This window comes from Xanthomonas hawaiiensis (assembly GCF_031834635.1).
GTDB lineage: Bacteria > Pseudomonadota > Gammaproteobacteria > Xanthomonadales > Xanthomonadaceae > Xanthomonas_A > Xanthomonas_A sacchari.
This window is the reverse complement of record NZ_CP115873.1, coordinates 3,839,082-3,861,739: the sequence shown is the minus strand read 5'-3', so window position 1 is coordinate 3,861,739 and position 22,658 is coordinate 3,839,082. Positions and strand designations below refer to the sequence as shown.

Here is a 22,658-nt window from a genome sequence, read left to right as displayed (position 1 = left end):
CCAGATCCTCCCGCTTGGCCATGCCGGACTGCGCCGTGTTCGGGCGATGTCGCTGCGCGCGCAAGCCGTGCTGGTGCTGTTGGCCTGTGCGCTGCTGGCGCCGGGCGCGTTCGCGTCGCCCGCGCAGGACACGCAGGGCGGCACCGCACGCGAGGTGCTGCTGCGCACGCTCGGCCCGCGCGCGGCCGAGCTGCGCCTGCAGCGGCAGCCGCGCGGCCGCGGCAACGATTGGTACCAGATCGCCGCCGAGGCCGGCACGCTGCGTGTGTCCGGGTCCTCCGACGTGGCGCTGGCGCATGGCGCCTACAGCTACCTGCAGTCGATCGGTGCGGCGTCGGTGAGCTGGGAAGGCAGCCGGGTGGCGTTGCCTGCGTCCTATGCCGACGCCCACGGCCCGCGTGTGGCCACCCCGTTCGCGCACCGCGCCTATCTCAACGTCTGCACCTACGGCTACACCACGCCGTGGTGGGACTGGGCGCGCTGGGAGCGCGAGATCGACTGGATGGCCCTGCACGGCATCGACATGCCGCTGGCGATGGAAGGCCAGGAGTACGTGTGGCAGGCGCTGTGGCGCGAGTTCGGCGTCGCCGATGCGGACCTGGCGCAGTACTTCTCCGGCCCGGCGTTCGCGCCATGGCAACGCATGGGTAACATCGAAGGCTACGACGCGCCGCTGCCGCAGCAGTGGATCGAGGACAAGCACGCGCTGCAGCTGCGCATCCTGCAGCGTATGCGCGCGCTGGGCATGAAGCCGGTGCTGCCGGCGTTCGCCGGCTACGTGCCGAAGGCCTTCGCGCAGGCGCACCCGCGGGCGCGCATCTACCGCATGCGCGCCTGGGAGGGCTTCCACGAGACCTATTGGCTGGATCCGGCCGATCCGCTGTTCGCGCGGATCGCGCAACGCTTCATCCAGCTCTACGACCGCACCTACGGCAAGGGCACCTACTACCTGGCCGATGCGTTCAACGAGATGCTGCCGCCGATCGCCGCCGACGGCAGCGACGCGCGCCTGGCCAGCTACGGCGACAGCACCGCCAACGCCGCCAAGAGCAAGCCGCCCGAGGTGCCGCCGGCGCAGCGCGACAAGCGCCTGGCCGCGTACGGCCGTGCGCTGTACGCCTCGATCCATCGGGCCAACCCGGATGCGGTGTGGGTGATGCAGGGCTGGCTGTTCGGCGCCGACCGCCACTTCTGGACGCCGCAGGCGATCGCCGCGTTCCTGCGCGAGGTGCCCAACGACAAGTTGCTGGTGCTGGATATCGGCAACGACCGCTACCCCGGCACCTGGAAGCTGTCCGACGCGTTCGACGGCAAGCAGTGGATCTACGGCTACGTGCACAACTACGGCGGCAGCAATCCGGTGTACGGCGACCTGGCGTTCTACCGCGAGGACCTGCGCACGCTGCTCGCCGACAAGGACAAGCAGCAATTGGTCGGCTTCGGCGCCTTCCCGGAAGGGCTGCACACCACCTCGGTGGTCTACGAATACATGTATGCGCTGGCCTGGGGCGCGCAGCAGCGGCCGTTGCAGGACTGGCTCGACGACTACACCCGCGCCCGCTACGGCCACACGTCGCCGGCCTTGCGCGCGGCCTGGGACGACCTGCAGGCGTCGGTGCTGTCGACTCGCTACTGGACGCCGCGCTGGTGGCGCAGCCGCGCCGGTGCCTACCTGCTGTTCAAGCGGCCGACGCTGGACGTCGGCGAGTTCGAGGGCGCGCCTGGCGATCCGCCGCGGTTGCGCCGCGCGCTGCAACAACTGCTGGCGCTGGCGCCGGAGTACGCCGATGCGCCGTTGTACCGCTACGACCTGGTCGATTTCGCCCGCCACTACGCCACCGGCCGCGTGGACGTGCAGTTGCAGCAGGCGGTGGCCGCCTACCGGCGCGGCGATGTCGCAGCCGGCGATGCGGCGACCGCGCGCGTGCGCGAGGCGGTGACGCAACTCGACCGCCTGGTCGGCGGCCAGCAGGACACCTTGTCGAGCTGGCTCGACGCCGCCGCCGGCTATGCGAAGACCCCGCAGGACGCGGCCTACTACCGGCGCGACGCCAAGGCGCAGGTCAGCGTCTGGGGCGGCGAGGGCAACCTCGGCGACTATGCGTCCAAGGCCTGGCAGGGCATGTACGCGGACTATTACCTGCCGCGCTGGACGCTGGCGCTGCAGATGCTGCGCGAGGCGGCGGTCGCCGGCGGCAGCGTGGACGAGGCGCAACTGCAGCAGCGGCTGCGTGCCTGGGAACGGGACTGGGTGGCGCGCGACACCGCCTACGTGCGGCAGGCGCCGGCCGATCCGGTCGCGGCGGTGCGCACGCTGCTGCAACAGGTGGATGCGCCATGAGCGCCGCGTCCGTCCGCCTTCCCGCCGCGCCGTCGCGCGAACGTTTCCTGTCGCTGGATGTGTTCCGCGGCCTGACCATCTTCCTGATGATCCTGGTCAACACGCCAGGTGCCGGCGCCGATGCGTTCGTGCAGTTGCGGCATACGCCGTGGTTCGGCTTCACCGCCGCCGACCTGGTGTTCCCGTCGTTCCTGTTCGCGGTCGGCAACGCGATGAGCTTCGCGCTGGACCGCGGCCAGCCGCTCGGCGCGTTCCTGCGCCGGGTCGGCAAGCGCAGCGCGCTGATCTTCCTGCTCGGCTTTTTGATGTACTGGTTTCCGTTCGTGCACCAGGGCGCCGACGGCCACTGGAGCTTTACTGCGATCGATCAGACCCGGGTGCCGGGCGTGCTGCAGCGCATCGCGCTGTGCTACGCGCTGGCCGCGCTGCTGTGCCGCTGGCTTTCGCCGCGCGGCCTGCTGGGCATGTGCGTCGCGCTACTGCTGGGCTACTGGGGCGCGCTGTTCCTGTGGGGCCAGCCGGGCGCGGAGTTGAGCAAGCTCGGCAATGCCGGCACGCGCCTGGACCTGTGGCTGCTCGATCCGGCGCAGCTGTATCGCAAGGACGGCGGGTTCGATCCGGAGGGCCTGCTCGGCACCTTGCCGGCCACGGTCAACGTCATTGCCGGCTACGTGACCGGGTTGTACGTGCGCCGGGCCGGCAAGCAGGCGCGCACGGTGCGCTGGTTATGGCTGGCCGGCGGCGCGCTGGTCCTGCTGGCGCTGGCCTGGCAGCCGTGGTTCCCGTTGGCCAAGAAACTGTGGACCGGCTCGTTCGTGCTGCTGACGGTGGGCCTGGACCTGTGGCTGCTGGGCGCGCTGCTGTGGGCGATCGAAGTGCGCGGCTGGCGGGCCGGCAGCGGTTTCTTCACCGTGCTCGGGCGCAATCCACTGGCGATCTACCTGTTCTCCGAGCTGTTCGTGGTCTGCCTGCGGCTGGTCCCGGCCGGCGCCAGCGGCATGGATCTGTACCAGTGGCTGGGCGTGGCGGTATTCCAGCGACTGCTGCCCGGCCCCTGGGGCAGCCTGGCCTGCGCGCTGGCCTATACGTTGCTGTGCTGGCTGGTGGGCTGGTGGATGGATCGGCGGAGGCTGTACCTGCGGCTGTGACCCGGCGTGCACGGACCGCGAATTGGTACTATATTGGACATAACGAATTCATGCGGACTGGAGAGCGCGCCATGACCAAGCCCAAGCCGCAGGCCGATCCACGCCTGCATGCGCTGGCCGTGGATCCGGACGCGCCGACGCCGCTGTACCTGCAATTGGCCAGCAAGCTGGTGGAGGCGATCAAGGGCGGGCAGTGGAAGCCGGGCGAGGCGCTGCCGGCCGAACGGCAGCTGTGCGAATACCTGCAGGTGTCGCGGGTGACCCTGCGCCAGGCCGTGGACGCGCTGGTCGAGCAGGGCCTGGTGTCGCGCCGGCAGGGCGCCGGTACGTTCGTCACCTCGCACATCCAGCACCAGCTCAGCGGCCTGGCCAGCTTCAGCGAAACCCTGCGCATGAAGGGGCTGGAGCCGGGCACGCGCTGGCTGGAGCGGCGCACGCGACCGGCGCACGGCGAGGAGATCCTGCGCCTGGGCCTGTCGCCGGACACCGTAGTCGCGGCGCTGACCCGCCTGCGCAGCGCCGACGGCCGGGTGATGGCCTACGAGAAGGCGGTGCTGCCGCAACACGTCGTCCCCGATCCGCACGCCATCGCCGATTCGCTCTACAGCTACCTGGACGAGCGCGGCACCCCGGTGGTGCGGGCGCTGCAGTACTTCCGCGCCATCAACCTGCCGGCGCGGCTGGCCGGCCATCTCGGCATGAAGGAAGGCGAGGCGATCCTGCACGTGGTGCGGGTCGGCTACACCCGCGATGGCAGCGCGATCGAACTGACCGACACCTACTGCCACAACGACTACTACGACTTCGTCGCCGAACTGCGACGCTGATCGCCGATCCCCGCGCCCTCCCGGAGCACGCCCGCCCATGACCACCGCACGGCCCGCCAGTCCCTACGCCTCCATCGCCATCGTCGGCCTGTTGTTCTTCATCATGGGCTTCTTTACCTGGATCAACGGGCCGTTGATCCTGTTCGCCAAGGTCGCCTTCAATGTCAGCGACACGTTCGCGTTCCTCATCCCGAGCGCGTTCTACATTTCCTACTTCTGCCTGGCATTGCCTTCCTCGTTCATCCTGAAACTGACCGGGATGAAGAAGGGCCTGGCCCTGAGCCTGCTGATCCTGGCGATCGGCGCCGCCATCTTCGGCCAGTTCACCAACGCCCGTTCCTACGTGGGCGCGGTGAGCGGCATCTTCATCATCGGCGGCGGCCTGGCCCTGCTGCAGACCGCGGTCAATCCGTACATCAGCATCCTCGGGCCGATCGACGGCGCCGCGCGCCGCATCGCGCTCATGGGCATCTGCAACAAGGTGGCGGGCGCGCTGGCCACGTATGGACTGGCGAAGGTGGTCCTGCACGGCATGGAGGATTTTTCGACCCGGATCGAACAGGTGCTGCCGGCGCAGAAGGAACTGCTGCTGCAGGAATTCGCCGGCCGCATCCACGGCCCCTACATGGCGATCGCCGGCGTGCTTGCCGTGCTGTCCGTGGCCATCCTGTTTTCGCCCCTGCCCGAGATCAGCGCCGAGAAGGCCAACGCGTCGGCCTCCGACGAGCGCAGCCGCGACAGCATCTTCGCGTTCCCGCACGTGTGGCTGGGCGCGTTGTGCATCTTCGTGTACGTCGGCGCCGAGGTGATGGCGGGCGATGCGATCGGCATCTACGGCAACAGCCTCGGCCTCTCGCTGGACTACGCGAAGTATTTCACCATCGGCACCCTGGCCTGCATGCTGGCGGGCTACCTGGTCGGCCTGGTGCTGATTCCGAAGTACATCTCCCAGGAGAAGTACCTGTCCATTTCGGCGTGCCTCGGCATCGTCTTTTCGCTGTGCGCGATGTTGACCGGCGGCTATGTCTCGGTGGCGTTCGTGGCGGCGCTCGGATTCGCCAACGCCATCATGTGGCCGGCCATCTTCCCGCTGGCCATCAAGGGGCTGGGCAAGTTCACCGAGAAGGGCGCGGCGCTGTTGATCATGGGCATCGTGGGCGGCGCCGCGGTGCCGCAGCTGTTCGCCCATCTGAAGGAGTTCTTCGATTTCCAGCTGGTCTTCGCCGGCTTGATGATCGCCTGCTACCTGTACATCTTGTTCTTCGCGCTGCGCGGTCACCGCGTCGGCCAGGGCGCGCGGTGAGCTGACGCGCTTTTCTCCAACCCGGCAAACTCATTCCAATGCGCAGACCCACCATCAAAGACGTCGCCGAACGGGCGCGGGTGTCGCTGAAGACCGTCTCGCGGGTCATCAACAACGAACCGTCGGTGATGCAGGCCACGCGCTCGCGCGTGCTGCATGCCATCGCCGAGCTGGACTACGAGCCGGATCCGTCGGCGCGCAACCTGCGCAGCGGCACCCCGTTCGTGATCGGGCTGGTGTACGACAACCCCAACCCGTACCACATCATCGGCGTGCAGAACGGCGTGCTCGCCGCCTGCCGCGAGACCGGCTTCGGCCTGCAGATCCATCCCTGCGATTCCACCGCGCCGATGCTCGCCGAGGAACTGGCCGAGTGGACCCAGCGTTCGCGCCTGGCCGGGCTGGTGCTGACCGCGCCGATGTCCGAGCGCGCCGACCTGGTCGCGGCGCTGGCCGCGCGCGGGATCAAGACCGTGCGCATCATCGCCGCCACCGAGGATCCGCAGGACGGCCCCTGCGTCTACGTCGACGACCGCGATGCCGCCTACGAGATCACCGAACACCTGATCCAGCTGGGCCACCAGCGCATCGGCTTCCTGTGGGGCGGCACCTCGCATCGCTCCAGCGGCGAGCGCTATGCCGGCTACGAGGCGGCGCTGAAGGACTACGGCATCACCCTGGACAAGCACCTGGTGATCCCCGGCGACTACACCTTCGACGACGGCTTCCGCGGCGCGCGGCGCCTGCTGGCGCTGCGCGAGCCGCCGACCGCGATCTTCGGCTCCAACGACGAGATCGCCGCCGGCGTGCTGGCCGCGGCCAAGTCGGCGGGCATGAACGTGCCCTACGACCTGTCCATCGCCGGCTTCGAGGACAGCCCGTTCTCGCGCCAGTCGTGGCCGCCGCTGACCACCGCCAAGCAGGCCACCGAGGACATCGCCCGCCACGCCGCGCGGTTGCTGATCAGCCAGCTGCGCAGCGATGCCTACGAAGACCATCCGGCGCCGGTGCACAACCAGGGCTTCGTGCCGCAACTGGTGGTGCGTGGCTCCACCGCGCCCATGCAGCCGCATTCCCGCCGTTCCTCCTCCCCAGACCCCACATGACCCTGCCCATGGCGCTGCCCTCCGAAACCGACACCCTGATGTTCCGCGAAGCCGCGGAAGCCGCCGCGGTCATCGCCGCGCAGTTCGAACGCAACCACGCCACCGTCAGCGCGCTCGCCGCGTCGTTGCGCGCCGCGCCGCCGCCGTTCGTGGTGACCTGCGCGCGCGGCAGTTCCGACCACGCCGCCACCTACGCCAAGTACCTGTTCGAGACCCAGCTCGGCGTGGTCACCGCCTCGGCCTCGCCGTCGGTGGGCTCGGTCTACGAAGCGCCGCTGCAGTTGCGCGGGGCGCTGTACCTGGTGATCTCGCAGTCGGGCAAGAGCCCGGACCTGCTGCGCAACGCGCAGGCGGCCAAGGACGCCGGCGCGCGCGTGGTGGCCCTGGTCAACGTCGAGGATTCGCCGCTGGCGCAGCTGGCCGACACGGTGATCCCGCTCGGCGCCGGCCCGGAGAAGAGCGTGGCCGCGACCAAGAGCTACCTGGCCTCGCTGGCGGCGATCCTGCAGCTCGGCGCGCACTGGAAGAACGACCCGGTGCTGCTGGGCGCACTGCAGGAACTGCCGCAGGCGCTGCGTGCAGCCTGGCAGGCCGACTGGCGCTCGCTGACCGATGGCCTGGTCGAGGCGCACAACCTGTTCGTGCTCGACCGCGGCCTGGGCCTGGCGGCGGCGCAGGAAGCCGCGCTGAAGTTCAAGGAGACCTGCGGCCTGCATGCCGAGGCCTACAGCTCGGCGGAAGTGAAGCACGGGCCGATGGCCCTGGTCGGCCCCGGCTTCCCGGTGCTGGCGTTCGACCAGCCGGACGAAGCCGGCGAGGGCACCCGGCGCCTGGCCGAGGAGTTCCGCGGCCGCGGCGCGCAGGTGTGGCTGGCCAGCGCCGGCGGCGACCTGCCGCTGGTCGCCGCGCCGCACCCGGCGTGCGCGCCGCTGCTGGCGATCCAGAGCTTCTACCGCGCGATCAACGCCCTGGCGCTGCGCCGCGGCTACAACCCGGACCTGCCGCCGCATCTGAACAAAGTGACGGAGACCGTCTGATGACCACGGTGGCGCTGCGCAACGCGCGCGTGCTCGGCGAGGACGGGTTCCTCGACGGCGTCAGCGTGCTGCTGGAGGGCGGGCGCATCCTCGCCCTGCTCGACGACGCCGACCCGCGCGTGGCGGCAGCGCCGGTGCAGCACGACCTGGGCGGCGGCAGCCTGCTGCCGGGCTTCATCGACCTGCAGGTCAACGGCGGCGGCGGCGTGCTGTTCAACAACCGCACCGACGTCGAGGCGCTGCGCCGCATCGGCCAGGGCCATCGCCGCTACGGCACCACCGGCTATCTGCCGACGCTGATCAGCGACGACGTGGAGGTGATGCGCGCGGCGATCGCCGCCACGCGCCAGGCGATCGCCGAGGGCGTGCCGGGCGTGCTCGGCATCCATCTGGAAGGCCCGTACCTGGCGCCGGCGCGCAAGGGCACCCACAACGCCGACAAGTTCCGCGTGCCGGACGCCGACGAACTGGCCCTGGCCACCTCGCTGGACAACGGCGTCACCCTGATCACCCTGGCGCCGGAACGCGTGACGGCGGCCAGCATCCGCACCCTGGCCGCGGCCGGCGCACGCGTGTTCGCCGGTCACACCGCCGCCAGCTACGAGGAGACCCGTGCCGGGCTGGACGCCGGCATCTGCGGCTTCACCCATCTGTACAACGCCATGACCCCGCTGCAGGGGCGCGATCCCGGCGTGGTCGGCGCGGCGCTGGAAGATCGCAACGCCTGGTGCGGCGTGATCGTCGACGGCGTGCACGTGCATCCGGCCAGCCTGCGCGTGGCGCTGGCGGCCAAGCCGCGCGGCACCGTGTTCCTGGTCACCGATGCGATGCCGATGGTCGGCGCCGACAGCCCCGCGTTCGACCTGTACGGCGAAACCATCACCGCCATCGACGGTGTGGTGCGCAATGCCGCCGGCGCCCTGGCCGGCTCGGCGCTGGACATGGCCAGCGCGGTGCGCAACAGCGTGCAGTGGCTGGACGTGCCGCTGGAAGAAGCCGCGCGCATGGCCTCGCTGTACCCGGCGCAGTGCGTGGGCCTGGACCACCGCTACGGCCACATCGCGCCCGGCTACCAGGCCGACCTGGTGCTGCTGGACGACGCGTTGCAGGTCCGGCATACCTGGATCGCCGGTGCGATGGAGTAGGCGGCCGCGGGCACCGCTTGGCGGTGCCCTGCACGGGGCGTTGTGTGGCCGGCCATGGTCTGTTCTGCTGTGGCTTGGCGCGCGCATGGGCGATGCGGCGACCTGCAGTGCGTAGGCGCCCGGATCCGCCCCGCTTCTCACAAGGAACGTTCGGTGATCTACGAGATTCAACCCTATGCCGCGGTGAGCGGATTCCATTTCGGTCGCAGCCAGGCCCAGATCGCCAAGGCGCACGGCGCGCCGTTCACCACGGTGATCGACAACATCCAGAAGATCGTGACCGAGACACGCGAAGGTTGCGAACTGGTCTACGAACGCAAGGCGCTGCGCTACGTGACCCTCAACCGGCACGTCACTCCGGTGGTCGAGGGAATCGAGATCTACGCTGCGGATGCCCTGGCGCGGCTGATGGCGTCCGATCCGGATCATGCGATCGGACCGCGCTATGCGCTGTTTCGCCGCCTCGGCATTTGCGTCGGTGGCCTCGGCGCCAAGCGCATTCCCGAGGGCAGGCTGGTCAGTGCCTTCGCCGAGGACAAGCGCGACTTCTTTGAGTTTTTCGTCGCCGAGGGTTGAGGGCGCGCTCGCGCGACGTATGCCTCTTGCGCGGGGCGCATGCATTTGTACGCGCAGCTGGCCTGGGCGGAAACGTCGGCAGCGCCGTGGCGAACCGCTGCGCCATCGCGCTGGGCACGCCCGTTGAGCAAAAGATTAAAAGTCTTCTGTCTCCCCGCACGCGATGTTGTCACCCGCATGCATTAGGATCGCGGGCGATCGCCACAGGGGGAGATCGTCATGCGCATCGTGTGGACGGTGCCGCGTTTCTGCGGCAGCGGTGAAGGGTGGTTTGCGGGCATGTCGCGCGTCGCCAAGGCCCGCCGCATGCGGTGCAGCGGTGGCGCCGCTGCACCGCGCGGGGGGAACGAACGGTGGCAGTTGCACAGGCCGAAGTTGCTCCGCACCCATGCCGGGGCGGCCCTGCTGCTGTGGGCCACGGTTTGGCCGGCCTGGACGGCGGTGGCGGCGCCGGCCGCGTGCCGGCGGCCGGCGTTGCCGGTGGCCTGCACGGGCCCGACCGCGGTTGGGCGCTTCATCGCCCGCAATGCCGGCCCTTGGCAGCCCTACGCGTTCGCCGAGCCACTTGACGTGCCGGCAGGGCAGACCCTGGCCATCGCGATCTGCGGACAGGCCAACCAGACCGTGCAGGATGCGCATTGGCTGGCACAGCCATCGCTGTTGCCGATGCTGGTCCACAGCGTCGGCGCGGACGCCACGCTGGCGATCCTGGTGCAGGACAGCGCCAACGTGGCGCTGGGCGGGCGGCTCACCCTGGGCGAAGACACGCTGGCCGCCGACGGCACGCTGCATGCACCGGCCGGGCCTGTACAGGCCGCGCTGATCGGCACGCTGGTCGACGGTCCCATCGCGGCCGGCGCGCGCATCGACCTGCGCCTGCGCGATTCGGCCAACGTCAGTCTGCAGACAGCGCAGAGCCATCTGCACCTGGGCGGTGGCAGCCTGAGCGAACGGCTGATCGCGCCCCGCGATGCAGCGGTCGCGACCGCCGACGGCGCCTGTCTCGAGGTCGCCGTGGAGGGCAGCGATCGGGTCCGCGGTGGCCGCGGCACACTGACGATCGGCGGCGGCCGCCTGCAGGGCGCGCTGATCGCGCATCCGCTGCGTGGCAGCCGTGTCGCCGTGCAGGCCGACGACGTGGCCAACGTGGCGGCGGACGAGGTCCGCCTGTTCGCCGGCCAGTTGCTGGACGAGGTACTACAAGCCGGGCCTTGGCTGGGCGGCCAGATCGTGATCGCGCTCGCCAATACCGCCAACGTCGACGCGCGCGCGCTGGACATCCAGGACGCGGTGCTGGTCGACGAACTGGTCGACACCGGGCACGTGCAGAACGCGGCGATCGACCTGCGCCTGGCCGATACCGGTAACGCCAGCGTCGAGGGCGCACTGCGTATTCGCGATGGCGGGCTGGTCGACGAGCCGCTGGACGCCGCCGATCTGCTCGCCTCCGATGTCGTGGTGACATTGCTGCGCAGCGGCAACGCCGTCGCCGCCGATGCGCGGATCGTGGACGGAGAATTGATCGACGAAGCGATCGACGTCGGTGCGGTGCAGGACGCAACCTTGGCCGTACGCTTCGAGGATGCCGGCAATCTGCATGCGGTGGCGGCGCGGATCGAGGAGGGGGAGCTGATCGACGAGGCGATCGATGCCGCGTCCTTCGACGGCGGCACGCTCGATGTCGCGTTCGCCGATAGCGGCAACGTCACCGGCGATGCCCTGACCATCGCCCGCGGCGAATTGATCGACGAAGCGGTCGACCTGCAGGGCTCGCTCGCGCGTGCGCACCTGCGCCTGGACATCGCCGATGCCGGCAACGCCCGGGTCCAGGCGCTGGACATCGTCGAGGGCGAACTGGTCGACGAACTGCTGGACCTGATTGACGCGCGCGATGCCAGCGCCGAACTGCACGTGCGGCGCAGCGCGAACGCCGGAGGCGCGCTGTCGGCGTCGGCCCAGCGCGTGTCGCTCGTGTATGGTGAGTTGATGGATGAGGTGATCGACGCGGCGGGCACGCTGGACGGATTCACCGGCGTCGTCGACCTGGGCGATACCGCCAACGCGCGCGCCGCGCGCATCGCCCTGCAGGGCGCGCAGTTGCTGGACGGTGTGCTGGACGCAGCAGCGCTGCGTACGAGTGAGCTCGGCCTGCAACTGGTCGATGTGGCCAACGCGCGCTACCGGGACGCCCTGGAGGTGCGGGAAAACAGCACGCTGTTGGGGACGCTGGCCGATGTTTACAGCCGCGATGCCGCGTCGCAGATCGCCACGGTGGTCGTGGCCAGCGGAGAGGCGATCCAGGTGCCGTAGCGCTCGCCTGACGCGCAGCGGTTGATCGAGGTCGGCGTTGCGATCGCCACGCGCAGTTCCGGCGATGCGTCGGTCGTATGGGAGGGGACGCCGCTCCGAGCGCGGGTCGGTGCAAGCGTCGCCTGGTAGCGATCAGGGCGCGTCGGCCTGCAGCTCCCGCCGCGCCTTGGCGATCGCCGCGATCCGCGCCTTGGCCAGTGCCTCGCCGATCTGCGGGCCGCTCAGGCCCTGCGCGGCCAGGTCGCGGGCGTTCACCGCCAGCGCCGCCGCATGCAGGCGCTGCAGGACGCGGCCCTGCGGGTAATCGGCGTCCTCGCTGCCGAGGCGGCCGCGCTTGTCGGCCTCGCACACCGTGGCCAACTGCGCGATGCGCTCGGGCTTGCGGAAGCCGTCGCAGCGCTGCAGCAGTTCGTGCACGGTGCGGTCGCGCAACTCGGCCAGGCGATGCACGTTCAGATGCTCGCGGCAGGCGATCTCGGCCAGTTGCCGGTGCTCCTGCGGCAGCTTCAGGCGTTCGCACAGCGTGCGCAGCGGCGCCAGGCCGCGTTGTTCGTGCATCAGGTGGCGCGGCCATTCCTCCGGCGGCGTCAGCGCCTTGCCCAGGTCGTGGGTCAGCGCGGCGAAGCCGATCAGCGCGTCGCCCGGCACCAATTGCGCGGCCATGTCGCTGACCAGTTCCTGGTGGCGGCCGGTGTCGATCTCTGGGTGGTACTCGGCGCGCTGCGGCACCCCGTACAGCGCGTCCAGCTCCGGCAGCACCCAGCGCAGCGCCTCGGCCTCGCGCAGCGTGCGCAGGAACGCCGAGGGCTGCGCCGAGGCCAGGCTGCGCCGCAGTTCCTGCCAGACGCGTTCGGGCACCAGCGTTTCCAGTTCGCCACCGGCGGCCATCGCGCGCATCAGGTCCATGGTCTCGGGCGCGACCACGAAGCCCAAGGGCGCCAGCCGCGCCATGAACCGCGCCGCGCGCAGCACCCGCAGCGGATCCTCGGCGAAGGCCGGGCCGACATGGCGCAGCACGCGCTGCTCGAGATCGCGCGCGCCGCCATAGGGATCGACCAGGCGTCCATCGGCCTCGTCGCGGGCGATCGCGTTGATGGTGAAGTCGCGCCGCTGCAGATCCTCTTCCAGCGTCACCGACGGATCGGCCTGCACCACGAAACCGTGGTAGCCGCGTCCGGCCTTGCGCTCGGTGCGCGCCAGCGCGTATTCCTCGCCGCTGCGCGGATGCAGGAACACCGGAAAATCGCGGCCCACCTGCTTGTAGCCCGACTCCAGCATCTGCTGCGGGGTGGCGCCGACCACCACCCAGTCGCGGTCGCCGGGCGGTTGACCGAGCAAGGCGTCGCGGACGGCGCCGCCGACGAGGTAGATGTTCATTGGGGGCTGGGAATGGGGAGTCGGGAATCGGGAATGGTAAGAGCGGGCCTGCCAGTGCCGATGTCGTCCTGACCTGCGGACACCGCATGCAGCGTGGTCAAGCGCGGTGCGCCGTTGCGATTCCCCATTCCCTATTCCCCATTCCCGGCGGCCGCAGCAGCGGCCGCGCACACGAACTTCTTCCGCGGCGCATCCAGCTTGCCAAGCATGCGCTCGGTGACCGGCAGGGCGTCGCCGTTGAGGCGCCAGTCGTAGATCACGCTGAAGGCCAGGATGCGCGCCACGTACTCGCGGGTTTCCTTGTAGCTGACGGTTTCGATCCAGAAGTCGGCATCGTGGCCCGGGCGCTGGCTCTGCCAGCGTGCGGCCGGGCCGGGGCCGGCGTTGTAGGCGGCGATGGTCAGGTAGGGCAGGCCGTAGGTGTTGAGCAACTGGCGCAGGTAGGCGGTGCCGATGGCGATGTTGGTGTCCGGGTCGTACAGGCTGGCGGCGCCGCCGTAGCCGGCCAGGCCGAGATTGCGGGCGACGCTGGCGCCGGTGGCCGGCACCACCTGCATCAGGCCCATCGCATTGGCCGGCGAGCGTGCGTTCGGATTGAACACGCTCTCGGCACGGATCTCGGCGGCGACCCAGGCCGGGTCGATCGCGTTCTTGCCGGCTTCGCGGCGGATGGTGTCGGCGTGGTGCAGCGGGAAGCGCAGCGTGTACAGGCGCTGTTCCTCCGGGCGCTTGCCGAGCCCGAACACCGCGCGGTCGAACCAGCCGTTGGCGCTGGCCACTTCCACCGCCAGGCGCCGCTGGGTGTCGTCGAAGCGGCTCAACGCATCGTTCCACTCGGCCGCCGCCCAGCCGGCGCGGTCGATCTTGAACAGTTCCAGTGCGCGGATGAGCGCCGGATCGCGCGCCACCGCCGCCTGCGCCTGTGCGCTGTCGTTCGGTTCCCACGGGCACAGCGCATACGGCTGCTTGAGCCGGTCGGCGGCCAGGAAGCCGTGGAAGGTCGCAGAGCTGGCCGCCGCGCGATACAGCCGCTGCGCCTCGCTGGCGTTGCCGGTCTTCTCCGCCAGCCGCGCCTCGAAGTACTGCCAGCGCGAATCGTTGCGCTGCGCCGGCGGCATCTTGCGGATCGCGGCCAATGCCGCCGGCCAGTCGCCGCGCGCCATCGCCTCGCGCGCGCGCCACTCGTGCAGGCGTTCGTCGTAGGCGGACTCGGGCACGGCGTTGAGCCGGCGGGCCGAATCCGGCCCGTACGAGGCCACCGTCCACAGCGCGATCTGGTACAGCACCGCGCCGCGCTGCGCCTCGCTGAACTGCAGCGCCTGGTCGAATTGCGGCAGTTGCCGCTCGGCGGCGTCCGGGTCGGTCTTGGCCAGCTTCTGCAGCCCGTCCACCGCGACCTTGCGGCTGCGCTCGGTCTTGGGCCAGCTCAGCGCACGCGTGTGCACCGCGTCCAGGAACGCCGCGTAGTCGTTGGCCAGCGCCAGGTCGGCCGCGGGCAGGCCACGCGCGGCGGCGCGCATCACCGCCGGCTGCTGTGCGTCCGCCGCCGCTTCCACGCGCGCCCAGCGCAGCGCATCGGTCATGCCGCCACGTGCCTGCAGCACCGCGAACACCGGATCGCAGGCGTCGGGCAGCGACTTGCCGGCGTTGCGCCACAGCGCCTGCGCTTCGTCCACCCACTGTGCGTCGGCGCGGCCGGTGGCCTGGCGCGCGTTGAGCTGGGCGCAGCGCAGGCCGAGGTTCTCGGTGGGTTTCCAGTTCGCCAGCAGCGCCGGCCAGTCCTCGCGCCGCGCCAGCGCCGGCAGCCACAGTGCGCGGAAGCTTTCGGCCACCGGCTGCCCGGCGTAGCGCTTGAGGAAGTCCTGCGCCTGCGCATCGGACACCTTGTCGATGTTGCGGCGCAGGTTGGCGTACTCCAGCCACCCGTACAGCGGATGCTGCTTGAAGGCGGCCGCGCGGACCGGATCGAACCGGCCCTGTTCGGCATCGTCGATCGCCGAGCGGATCGCCGGGCGTTGCGCATCCAGGGACTGGGCGAGGGCGGAAACGGGGCCGCACAACGCGGCGGCGAACAGCAGGAGGGACGTGCGCAGGATCATGCGCGGGACTATACCGAACGTCGATGAATCGCCGTTTCAACTGGCGATGGCGGCGCTGTCGTCGCTTCCGCCGGTGTGGTCGGGAAGATGGGCGGGCGCGTCGTCCGGGTGGGGCCGGCGAGTGCGCTGGACGCAGCGGCCGCGCGGCCCTCGTGTTGGTGAAATACCCCAGCAGCAGTTGAAGCTTGATGCCGCGCGCCGGGCCGACATCCGGTGCACCCCACATGGACGGATGAGGATGTAGGTGTAGCCTTTCGCGCTTGAACGCTGCGAGGCGCTTCGCGCCGTACCCTCACCCCCAACCCCTCTCCCGAGGGGAGAGGGGCTCGGCTTTTCCCTTCTCCCATCGGGAGAAGGTGCCCCGCAGGGGCGGATGGGGGTGCGGGTGCCGCTGTGGGAAACGACAGCCAGTGCAGCCAGGTACTGCGAGACGCTTCGCGCCGTACCCTCACCCCAACCCCTCTCCCGGTGGGAGAGGGGCTTGCAGCCTTTCCTTCTCCCATTGGGAGAAGGTGCCCCGCAGGGGCGGATGAGGGTGCGGGCCGCTGTGGACAACGACAGCCAGTGCAGCCAGGTATTGCGAGACGCTTCGCGCCGGACCCTCACCCCAACCCCTCTCCCAGTGGGAGAGGGGCTTCGGCACCTCGCCGTTTGACGGCGTCTCGCGGCCCCTGTGTCTACCAGATCGACCAGTCGTCGCGATGGCCCGCGCTTTGCCCGCCGGACGCTTGCAGGCCGTTTACGATTTGTTTACAAAGAATTCCACGCCGTCGCGGTGCAGGGGGTCGCAGCGGCCGACCCACATCCTTTCTGGAGAGAGAGACGGATGAATTTCCTGCACCGCCATCCTTTGGTCTTCGCGGTATCCCTGGCCCTGCTCGGCGGCGTCCCCGCCATCGCCGGCGCCCAGCAACAGACGCCCCCGGCCGCGCCCGGCACGGCCACCACCCTGGACAGCGTCCAGGTCACCGGCACCCGCATCCGCCGCGCCGAAGTCGAGGGCCAGGTGCCGGTGCAGACCCTGAGCCGTGCCGACATCGAACGCACCGGCCTGACCTCCATCGGCGATGTGCTGCAGGAACTCACCGCCTCCGGCTCGGCCTTGAACGCCAAGTTCAATTCCTCCGGCAATTTCGGCTTCCCGCCCGACGGCAGCGGCGTCGGCGCCGGCTCGGCGCAGGTGGATCTGCGCCATCTGGGCGCCAAGCGGGTGCTGGTGCTGGTCGATGGCATGCGCTGGGTCAACGAGTCCTCGGCCTCGGGCGTGGGCGCGGCCACCGACCTCAACACCATTCCGCTGGCCATCGTCGAACGCGTCGAGGTGCTGGAGGACGGCGCCTCCTCGCTGTACGGTTCCGATGCCATCGCCGGCGTGGTCAACATCATCACCCGGCGCAATTTCGAGGGTGCCCAGGTCACGCTGAACTACGGCGAATACGACAAGGGCGATGGCGCCAGCAAGGGCGTGGACCTGGCCTGGGGCCACAGCACCGAGCGCACCAGCCTGTTCCTCGGCGCCAGCTACACCAAGCAGGATCCGATCTACGCGCGCGACCGCGCGCAGTCGCTGTATCCGATTCCCGGTACCGGCCTGACGTTCGGCAGCTCGGCCACGCCGGACGGGCGCTTCATCTTCGTCGATCCCAACACCGGCGCCGAGCAGAACCTGACGCCCAACAGCGGCGTGGGCACGCCGCGCTACGACGGCACCGGCGGCTGTACGCGCAGCGACGACTACCACTGCTTCACCACAGCCGACCGCTACAACTTCGCCGCGTCCAACCTGCTGCTGACCCCGTCCGAGCGCAAGGGCGTGTTCGGCCAGTTCCGCTTCTTCTTCAACGACGACGTGCAGTGGTACCTGAAGCTGCTCGGCAACCGCCGCGAATCGACCAACCAGGCCGCGCCGGAACCGATCTTCCTCGGCCCCGACGCCGGCACCGGCAATCCGCTGGCCGACAACATCGTCATCTCCGCCGCCAACCCGTACAACCCGTTCGGCTTCGCGCTGGATTCGTCCAGCAACCTGATCATGATCGGGCGCCGCCCGGTGGAAGGCGGCGCGCGTGTGTTCGAGCAGCGCGTGGACACCCAATACGTCGGCACCGGCTTCATCGGCAGCTTCGAGGGCGCCGACCGCACCTGGTTCTGGGACGTCAACGGCGCCTACAGCAAGAACAAGGCCGAGCAGACCAACTACGGCAGCTACAACATCTACAACATCAACCTGGCGCTGGGCGATCCGGCGGCGTGCGCGGCAGTGGCCGGCTGCGTGCCGCTGAACATCTTCGGCGGCGCCGGCAGCATCACCCCGGACATGCTGCGCTGGATCCAGCCGGTGGTGCACGACCGCAGCCAGAACGAGCTGACCCAGTTCACCGCCAACCTCAGCAGCGACCTGTTCCGGCTGCCGGCCGGCGCAGTGTCCTTCGCCACCGGCGTGGAGTACCGCAAGTACGAGGGCTTCTACCGCCCCGATCCGCTGACCGTGATCGGCCACTACAACGGCGTGCCGTCGCTGCCGACGCAGGGCAGCTACGACGTCAAGGAAGCCTACCTCGAACTTAGCGTGCCGATCTTCGCCGACTCGCCGCTGGGCGACAAACTCGACCTGAGCCTGGCCGGGCGCTACTCCGACTACTCCACCTTCGGCGGCAAGTTCACCCCGAAGTACGGCCTGCGCTGGCAGGTGGCGCCGGACTTCGTGCTGCGCGCCAGCTATGCCGAAGGCTTCCGCGCGCCCAGCATCGGCGAACTGTACGGTTCGGCCGCACGCGCCGACCTGACCCTGTCCGACCCGTGCTCGATCGGCCTGGGCGGCACCGCGCCGCGCGGCAGCGCCAGCAACTGCGCCGCGCTCGGCGTGCCGACCGGCTACCAGCAGGCCAATTCGCAGATCTCGGTGACCACCGGCGGCAACCGTGCGCTGGAGCCGGAGAAGGCGCGCAGCTTCAGCGCCGGCTTCGTGTGGAGCCCATGGTTCGCCAGCAACGTGCCGTGGTCGGACCGCTTCGACGTGGAGGTGACGTTCTACCGCCACGACATCGATGGCGCGATCCAGGCGATCAACGCGCAGACCCAGCTCGACCTGTGCGTGGACACGCTGTCGCCCACCTACTGCGACGGCATCACCCGCGCCTCCACCGGCGGCATCAACGGCTTCAACAACCGGCTGACCAACCTCGGCTCGATCAAGACCGACGGCTGGGACGTGGACCTGTTCTGGAATTCGCCGGAGACCGCCGCCGGTCGCTTCAAGATCGGCTGGCAGAACACCTTCGTCACCCGCTACGTCGCCACCGGCGCGGCCGGCCAGGTGCAGCCGCAGCGACCGGGCGTGGAAGTGGTGGACAGCTCCATTCCGGAGTGGACCAGCAACCTGAGCCTGGACTGGTCGCGCGGCCGCTGGAACGCGTCGTGGACGCTGCGGCACATCTCCGAGTTGACCGAGCAGTGCGGCGATGCGGTCGCGTTCTCGGTGTGCAGCAACCCGGTCGCCGGCACCAATACGCTGGACGCGATCACCTACCACGATCTGCAGGTGGGCTACCGCTTCGACTGGCTCAAGGGCCTGACCCTCAGCGGCGGCGTCAACAACGTCTTCGACAAGGACCCGCCGATCTGCCTGTCGTGCTCGCTCAACGGCTACGACGCTTCCACCTATGGCATTCCCGGCGGACGTTACCTGTACGTGCGGGCGGATCTGAAGTTCTAGTCGCTGCGCGCAGGTGCACCTGCGGGAGCGCGCGTGCGCTCTCGCAGGGCGCTGCCCGATGCAGTGGGGCGGAGAACGTACCTTGATGCGGCTCGATGGTCGCGCAACAGGCTGAGATGCTTTTCAATCGCGACGCGCTTTCCGGCAACTGCGTCGCTGCTGAAGCGTTCGCGATTTTCTGAAGGCGCTCACGAAGCCGCTGAGCGCAGGGTCTGCCGCGTACGTCGGGCGCGTCGCGTCGGGGTCGAAGCCCCTCCCACATGAAATACCGGTGTGACGCTACGCCTCAGCGCAACAAGTGCTGCGGCACTTCGATCTCGGTGGCCACGGCGAGGTGGTCGGAGAAGGCGGCGGGCACCGCACGCTGTTCGTTGCAGCGCAGGCCGTCGCTGACCAGGATGTGGTCGATGGCGCGCTGCGGGCGCCAGCTCGGGAAGGTCGGTACCACGCAGCCCGGCGGTTGCAGTCGGGTGCGTTTGTAGAGCAACTGCATTTCCGGGCGGTCGGCGACGCAGTTGAAGTCGCCCATCAGCACCGCGTTGGGATGATCGGACAACAGTTCGGCGATGAAGGCCAACTGCGCCGCGCGCGAGTTGGCGCCCAGCGACAAATGCGCCACCGCCACCGCCAGGCCTTCGGCGCCGTTGCCGAACTTGGCCAGCAACACGCCGCGCCCGCCGAGCCGGCCGGGCAGGGCGTGGTCCTGCACTTCCACCGGCTCCAGCCGGCTGAGCAGGCCGTTGGCGCTGGAGGCCACGCCGCCCACGCGACGGTTCGGCTGGTGGCTCCAGTAGTTGAAGCCGGCGCGCTCGGCCAGGTAGTGGGTCTGGTTGGTGAAGCCCGAGCGCAGGCTGCCGGGGTCGGCCTCCTGCAGGCCGACGATGTCGTGGTCGCTGGCCAACTGCGCGATCGCGTCCAGGCTGCTGCGCTTGCGCCCGGCCGGCAGCGCATGCGACCAGCTGCGGGTCACGTAGTCGCTGTAGCGGCGCGTGCTGGAACCGGCCTGGATGTTGGCGGTCAGCACGCGCAGGGTGCGGGTGGCGGGAGCGGTCACGGCGGTGCGGCCCGGGGGCGGACGGCTTACTTGGCCATCGCCGCACGCTCGCGCGCGATCAGGTGATCGGCCACGCGCAGCATGTCGTCGTAGCTCTTGCCCTTGACCAGGTACTTGCCGTTGATGATCAGCGACGGCGTGCCGGTGATGCCGCTGCGGGTGGCGAACTGCTTGGCGCGGTTGGTCTTGGTGGCGACCGCGAAGCTGCCCATGGTGTCGGCGAACTGCTTCGGGTCCACGCCGTACTTGGCGTAGAAGTTGGCGATGTCCTGCACCGAGTCGCGGCCGCGCTCGCCCTTCAGGGTCTCGTCGACGTGGATCGCCTTGTACAGCGCCTCGTGGGTCTTCTCCTGCACGCCCAGCGCCTCGGCGGCGTAGAACGCGCGGGCGTAGTCGTCCCAGGTGCCGCCGAACATCGCCGGCACATAGACGAAGCGCACGTCCGACGGCAGGCCGGCCTTCCACGGGCCGATCAGCGGCTGGAAGCGCGCGCAGGCCGGGCAGACGTAGCCGAAGATCTCGGCCACCTCGATCTTGCCGTTGGTCGGCTGGAACGGCTGACCGCCCGCGATGTCGACATAGTCGGTGCCGGCGACCGGCTCCGGACCGTTCGGGGTCTTGGCGGCGACCGGCTTGGCCGCGGCGGCGGTGTCGCCGTCGGTGGCGGCGGGCTGCGCGGCGGCATCGGCCGTGGTGGCTGTAGGCGCGGCGGGGGTCTCGGCGGGCGCGGCGGCATTGTCGCCGGCGGCAGGCGCGGCAGCCGGGGCCGCGGCGGTGCCGGACGCAGGGGCGACGGTGTCGGCAGTGCCGTCCTGGGCCTTGCATGCCACCAGGATCGGCAGCAGGGCCATCAGGGTCAGGGCGAAGCGGGTCTTCATCGGCGACATCTCCAGCAGGATGGGGGAAAAACGCCGGACGCGCCGCAAGCGCGGTCCGGCCACCCCGTCATGATGCCATGGCGCGGATGAAGCGCCGTGCGCCGATTACTTGCCGGCGCGCTCGCGGGCGATCAGCGCGTCGGCGATGCGCAGCATGTCCTCGAAGTTCTTGCCCTTGACCAGGTACTTGCCGTTGACGATCAGCGCCGGCGTGCCGGCGATGTCGGCGCGCACGGCGAAATCGCGCGCGGTCTTCACCTGCGCGGCCACCTGCGGGCTCTGGTAGGCGGCGATGAAGGCCTGCGGCTTGACCCCGAAGCCGGCGTAGAACGTGGCCAGTTCCTCCGGCGCCACGTTCTGCACCGGCACGCTGCGCTTGTCGTGGATGGCCTCGAACATGGCACGGTGGCTGCGGCTCTGCACGCCCAGTTGCTGCGCGGCATAGAAGGCGCTGGCGAAGCTGTCCCAGTAGCCGCCGAACGCCGCCGGCACCAGGGTCAGGCGCACGTCCTTGGCCTGCTTGCCGGCCCATTCCTCCAGCAGCGGCTCGAAATGCGCGCAATGCGGGCAGGTGTAGCCGAACACTTCCACCACCTCGATCTTGCCGGCCAGCGGCGCGAACGGCTTGGGGTCGGCGATCAGGGTGTAGTCCTCGCCTTCCACCGCGGTGGCGGACTTGGGTTGCGCGCAGGCGCTCAACGGCAGCAGGGCGAGCAGGCACAACAGCAGGCGGGGCAGACGATTCATGCGATCTCCAATGGCAAAAAACGAACGCCGGTCGTCGGGACCGGCGCGAAGGGGAAACGGGCCGGCGCCGCCGCAGCGGCGCACGGTCAGGATTGTTGCGCGGGCGCCGGCTGCTGTGGCGTTGCCGCGGCCGGTGCGGCCTGCGCAGCGGCCGCGTCGTCGGCGCGGTCGTGCAGGCCCTGCAGGTAGCTGCCCAGCGCCTTGATCTCCTGGTCGGTCAGCGGCTTGGCCACCTGCGCCATGATCTTGAACATCGTCGGATCGCGCTCCTGGGTGGTGCCGGCCTGGTACTCCTGCAGGCGCCGCGCCACGTAGTCGGCGTGCTGGCCGCCCAGGTGCGGGTAGGCCGGGCCCGGGTTGCCGGCGCCGGCCGGGCCGTGGCAGGCCATGCATGCGGGAATGCCGCGGGTCGCATCGCCGCCGCGATACAGCTGCTGGCCGACTTCGTAGAACTTCATGCCGGCGTAGGGGCCGTCGGCGATCACCGTGTCGTCGGCGATGCCGGCGCCGGCCTTCTGTGTGGCGAAGTAGGCGCCGATGTCGCGCATGTCCTGCGTGCTCAACGGCTGCACGAACGGCACCATCGCCGCGACCGCGCCGCTGGTGCGCTCGCCGTGGGCGATCAGCGCCATCTGCCGCGCGCTGTAGCGCTCCATCTGGCCGGCGATGCGCGGATACATGGCGATGGCGGGATTGCCGTCCGCGCCGTGGCAGGCGGCGCAGGCCGCGGCCTTGGCCTGGCCGGCCTTGGGGTCGCCCCAGGCGGCCTTGCCGACGTCGCTCTCCAGCGGCGTGGTGCGCACCGGGGCGTGGTCTGGAATGGGAACCACCGCGGTCTGCGCGAACGCGACCGCGGCGGCGACGGAAACCGCTAGACCGGCAAAGGCAAGAACGCGAGCGTGGCGCATTGCTGAAGCTCCGTATGACCCGACCCCGCGGCTGCCGGGCCGGCGACCGCACTCGCGCGATTATCGGCATGCCGCGGCCCGGCGGTC

16 protein-coding genes are annotated in these 22,658 nt (G+C 69.9%); 10 read left to right on the top strand and 6 right to left on the bottom strand.

The features are described 5' to 3' along the window. The first annotated feature begins 46 nt into the window (after window positions 1-46). The 9 genes from PG878_RS16445 (at window position 47) to PG878_RS16405 (ending at window position 11,793) form a co-directional block, all read left to right on the top strand. Entirely contained in the window at window positions 47-2,341 is a 2,295-nt protein-coding gene (locus PG878_RS16445; RefSeq protein WP_425611783.1) for an alpha-N-acetylglucosaminidase, read from the top strand. Continuing rightward, window positions 2,338-3,489: an acyltransferase family protein gene (locus tag PG878_RS16440; protein ID WP_209030750.1), complete on the top strand. Its 1,152-nt coding sequence runs from the start codon at window positions 2,338-2,340 to the stop codon at window positions 3,487-3,489. The genes PG878_RS16445 and PG878_RS16440 overlap by 4 nt, the downstream gene beginning before the upstream one ends. Window positions 3,490-3,560: 71 nt before the next feature. Beyond that, on the top strand, window positions 3,561-4,316 hold the full coding sequence (locus tag PG878_RS16435) for a GntR family transcriptional regulator (protein WP_010343151.1): 756 nt from the start codon (window positions 3,561-3,563) through the stop codon (window positions 4,314-4,316). 37 nt (window positions 4,317-4,353) lie between these two features. Beyond that, a complete protein-coding gene (locus PG878_RS16430) occupies window positions 4,354-5,619 on the top strand; it encodes a sugar MFS transporter (RefSeq protein WP_209030753.1) in 1,266 nt (421 codons plus the stop codon). Window positions 5,620-5,657: 38 nt separating this feature from the next. After that, complete coding sequence (locus PG878_RS16425) at window positions 5,658-6,725, top strand: LacI family DNA-binding transcriptional regulator (RefSeq protein ID WP_010343153.1); 1,068 nt, start codon at window positions 5,658-5,660, stop codon at window positions 6,723-6,725. An 8-nt stretch (window positions 6,726-6,733) separates the two neighbouring features. Further along, window positions 6,734-7,762: an SIS domain-containing protein gene (locus tag PG878_RS16420; RefSeq protein WP_209030754.1), complete on the top strand. Its 1,029-nt coding sequence runs from the start codon at window positions 6,734-6,736 to the stop codon at window positions 7,760-7,762. After that, the gene (nagA, locus tag PG878_RS16415) at window positions 7,762-8,907 is read left to right on the top strand and encodes an N-acetylglucosamine-6-phosphate deacetylase (protein ID WP_209030756.1); all 1,146 of its coding nucleotides are present in this window, start codon (window positions 7,762-7,764) and stop codon (window positions 8,905-8,907) included. Before PG878_RS16420 ends, nagA begins: the two co-directional genes overlap by 1 nt. 153 nt (window positions 8,908-9,060) lie before the next feature. Further along, on the top strand, window positions 9,061-9,483 hold the full coding sequence (locus PG878_RS16410) for a hypothetical protein (RefSeq protein WP_209030758.1): 423 nt from the start codon (window positions 9,061-9,063) through the stop codon (window positions 9,481-9,483). Window positions 9,484-9,858: 375 nt separating this feature from the next. After that, window positions 9,859-11,793, top strand: coding sequence for a hypothetical protein (locus tag PG878_RS16405; RefSeq protein WP_209030760.1), 1,935 nt, complete (start codon window positions 9,859-9,861; stop codon window positions 11,791-11,793). A 132-nt stretch (window positions 11,794-11,925) separates the two neighbouring features. On the opposite strand, the gene PG878_RS16400 is transcribed toward PG878_RS16405, so the two are convergent. After that, entirely contained in the window at window positions 11,926-13,170 is a 1,245-nt protein-coding gene (locus PG878_RS16400) for a multifunctional CCA addition/repair protein (RefSeq protein WP_209030762.1), read from the bottom strand. A gap of 131 nt (window positions 13,171-13,301) precedes the next feature. After that, complete coding sequence (locus tag PG878_RS16395; protein WP_209030764.1) at window positions 13,302-15,269, bottom strand: transglycosylase SLT domain-containing protein; 1,968 nt, start codon at window positions 15,267-15,269, stop codon at window positions 13,302-13,304. An 826-nt stretch (window positions 15,270-16,095) separates the two neighbouring features. Between PG878_RS16395 and PG878_RS16390 the strand changes: the two genes are divergently transcribed. After that, window positions 16,096-18,984, top strand: a complete 2,889-nt coding sequence (locus tag PG878_RS16390; protein ID WP_209030766.1) for a TonB-dependent receptor — start codon at window positions 16,096-16,098, stop codon at window positions 18,982-18,984. A gap of 286 nt (window positions 18,985-19,270) precedes the next feature. Here PG878_RS16390 and PG878_RS16385 read toward each other — a convergent pair whose 3' ends face one another. From PG878_RS16385 to PG878_RS16370, 4 genes are all read right to left on the bottom strand, one after another. Then, complete coding sequence (locus PG878_RS16385; protein WP_209230491.1) at window positions 19,271-20,038, bottom strand: endonuclease/exonuclease/phosphatase family protein; 768 nt, start codon at window positions 20,036-20,038, stop codon at window positions 19,271-19,273. 26 nt (window positions 20,039-20,064) lie between these two features. Next, complete coding sequence (locus PG878_RS16380) at window positions 20,065-20,916, bottom strand: thiol:disulfide interchange protein DsbA/DsbL (RefSeq protein WP_209030767.1); 852 nt, start codon at window positions 20,914-20,916, stop codon at window positions 20,065-20,067. Window positions 20,917-21,021: 105 nt separating this feature from the next. After that, complete coding sequence (locus tag PG878_RS16375) at window positions 21,022-21,663, bottom strand: thiol:disulfide interchange protein DsbA/DsbL (protein ID WP_209030768.1); 642 nt, start codon at window positions 21,661-21,663, stop codon at window positions 21,022-21,024. Window positions 21,664-21,749: 86 nt separating this feature from the next. After that, entirely contained in the window at window positions 21,750-22,571 is an 822-nt protein-coding gene (locus PG878_RS16370) for a c-type cytochrome (RefSeq protein ID WP_209030769.1), read from the bottom strand. Window positions 22,572-22,658 lie beyond the last annotated feature (87 nt).

Bases quoted from the DNA above. Each gene is read 5' to 3' on its own strand.
- PG878_RS16370 (WP_209030769.1), bottom strand. From the start codon at position 22,571: ATGCGCCACGCTCGCGTTCTTGCCTTTGCCGGTCTAGCGGTTTCCGTC.
- PG878_RS16445 (WP_425611783.1), top strand. From the start codon at position 47: ATGTCGCTGCGCGCGCAAGCCGTGCTGGTGCTGTTGGCCTGTGCGCTG.
- PG878_RS16435 (WP_010343151.1), top strand. From the start codon at position 3,561: ATGACCAAGCCCAAGCCGCAGGCCGATCCACGCCTGCATGCGCTGGCC.
- PG878_RS16375 (WP_209030768.1), bottom strand. From the start codon at position 21,663: ATGAATCGTCTGCCCCGCCTGCTGTTGTGCCTGCTCGCCCTGCTGCCG.
- nagA (WP_209030756.1), top strand. From the start codon at position 7,762: ATGACCACGGTGGCGCTGCGCAACGCGCGCGTGCTCGGCGAGGACGGG.
- PG878_RS16400 (WP_209030762.1), bottom strand. From the start codon at position 13,170: ATGAACATCTACCTCGTCGGCGGCGCCGTCCGCGACGCCTTGCTCGGT.
- PG878_RS16420 (WP_209030754.1), top strand. From the start codon at position 6,734: ATGGCGCTGCCCTCCGAAACCGACACCCTGATGTTCCGCGAAGCCGCG.
- PG878_RS16430 (WP_209030753.1), top strand. From the start codon at position 4,354: ATGACCACCGCACGGCCCGCCAGTCCCTACGCCTCCATCGCCATCGTC.
- PG878_RS16425 (WP_010343153.1), top strand. From the start codon at position 5,658: ATGCGCAGACCCACCATCAAAGACGTCGCCGAACGGGCGCGGGTGTCG.
- PG878_RS16395 (WP_209030764.1), bottom strand. From the start codon at position 15,269: ATGATCCTGCGCACGTCCCTCCTGCTGTTCGCCGCCGCGTTGTGCGGC.
- PG878_RS16440 (WP_209030750.1), top strand. From the start codon at position 2,338: ATGAGCGCCGCGTCCGTCCGCCTTCCCGCCGCGCCGTCGCGCGAACGT.
- PG878_RS16380 (WP_209030767.1), bottom strand. From the start codon at position 20,916: ATGAAGACCCGCTTCGCCCTGACCCTGATGGCCCTGCTGCCGATCCTG.
- PG878_RS16390 (WP_209030766.1), top strand. From the start codon at position 16,096: ATGAATTTCCTGCACCGCCATCCTTTGGTCTTCGCGGTATCCCTGGCC.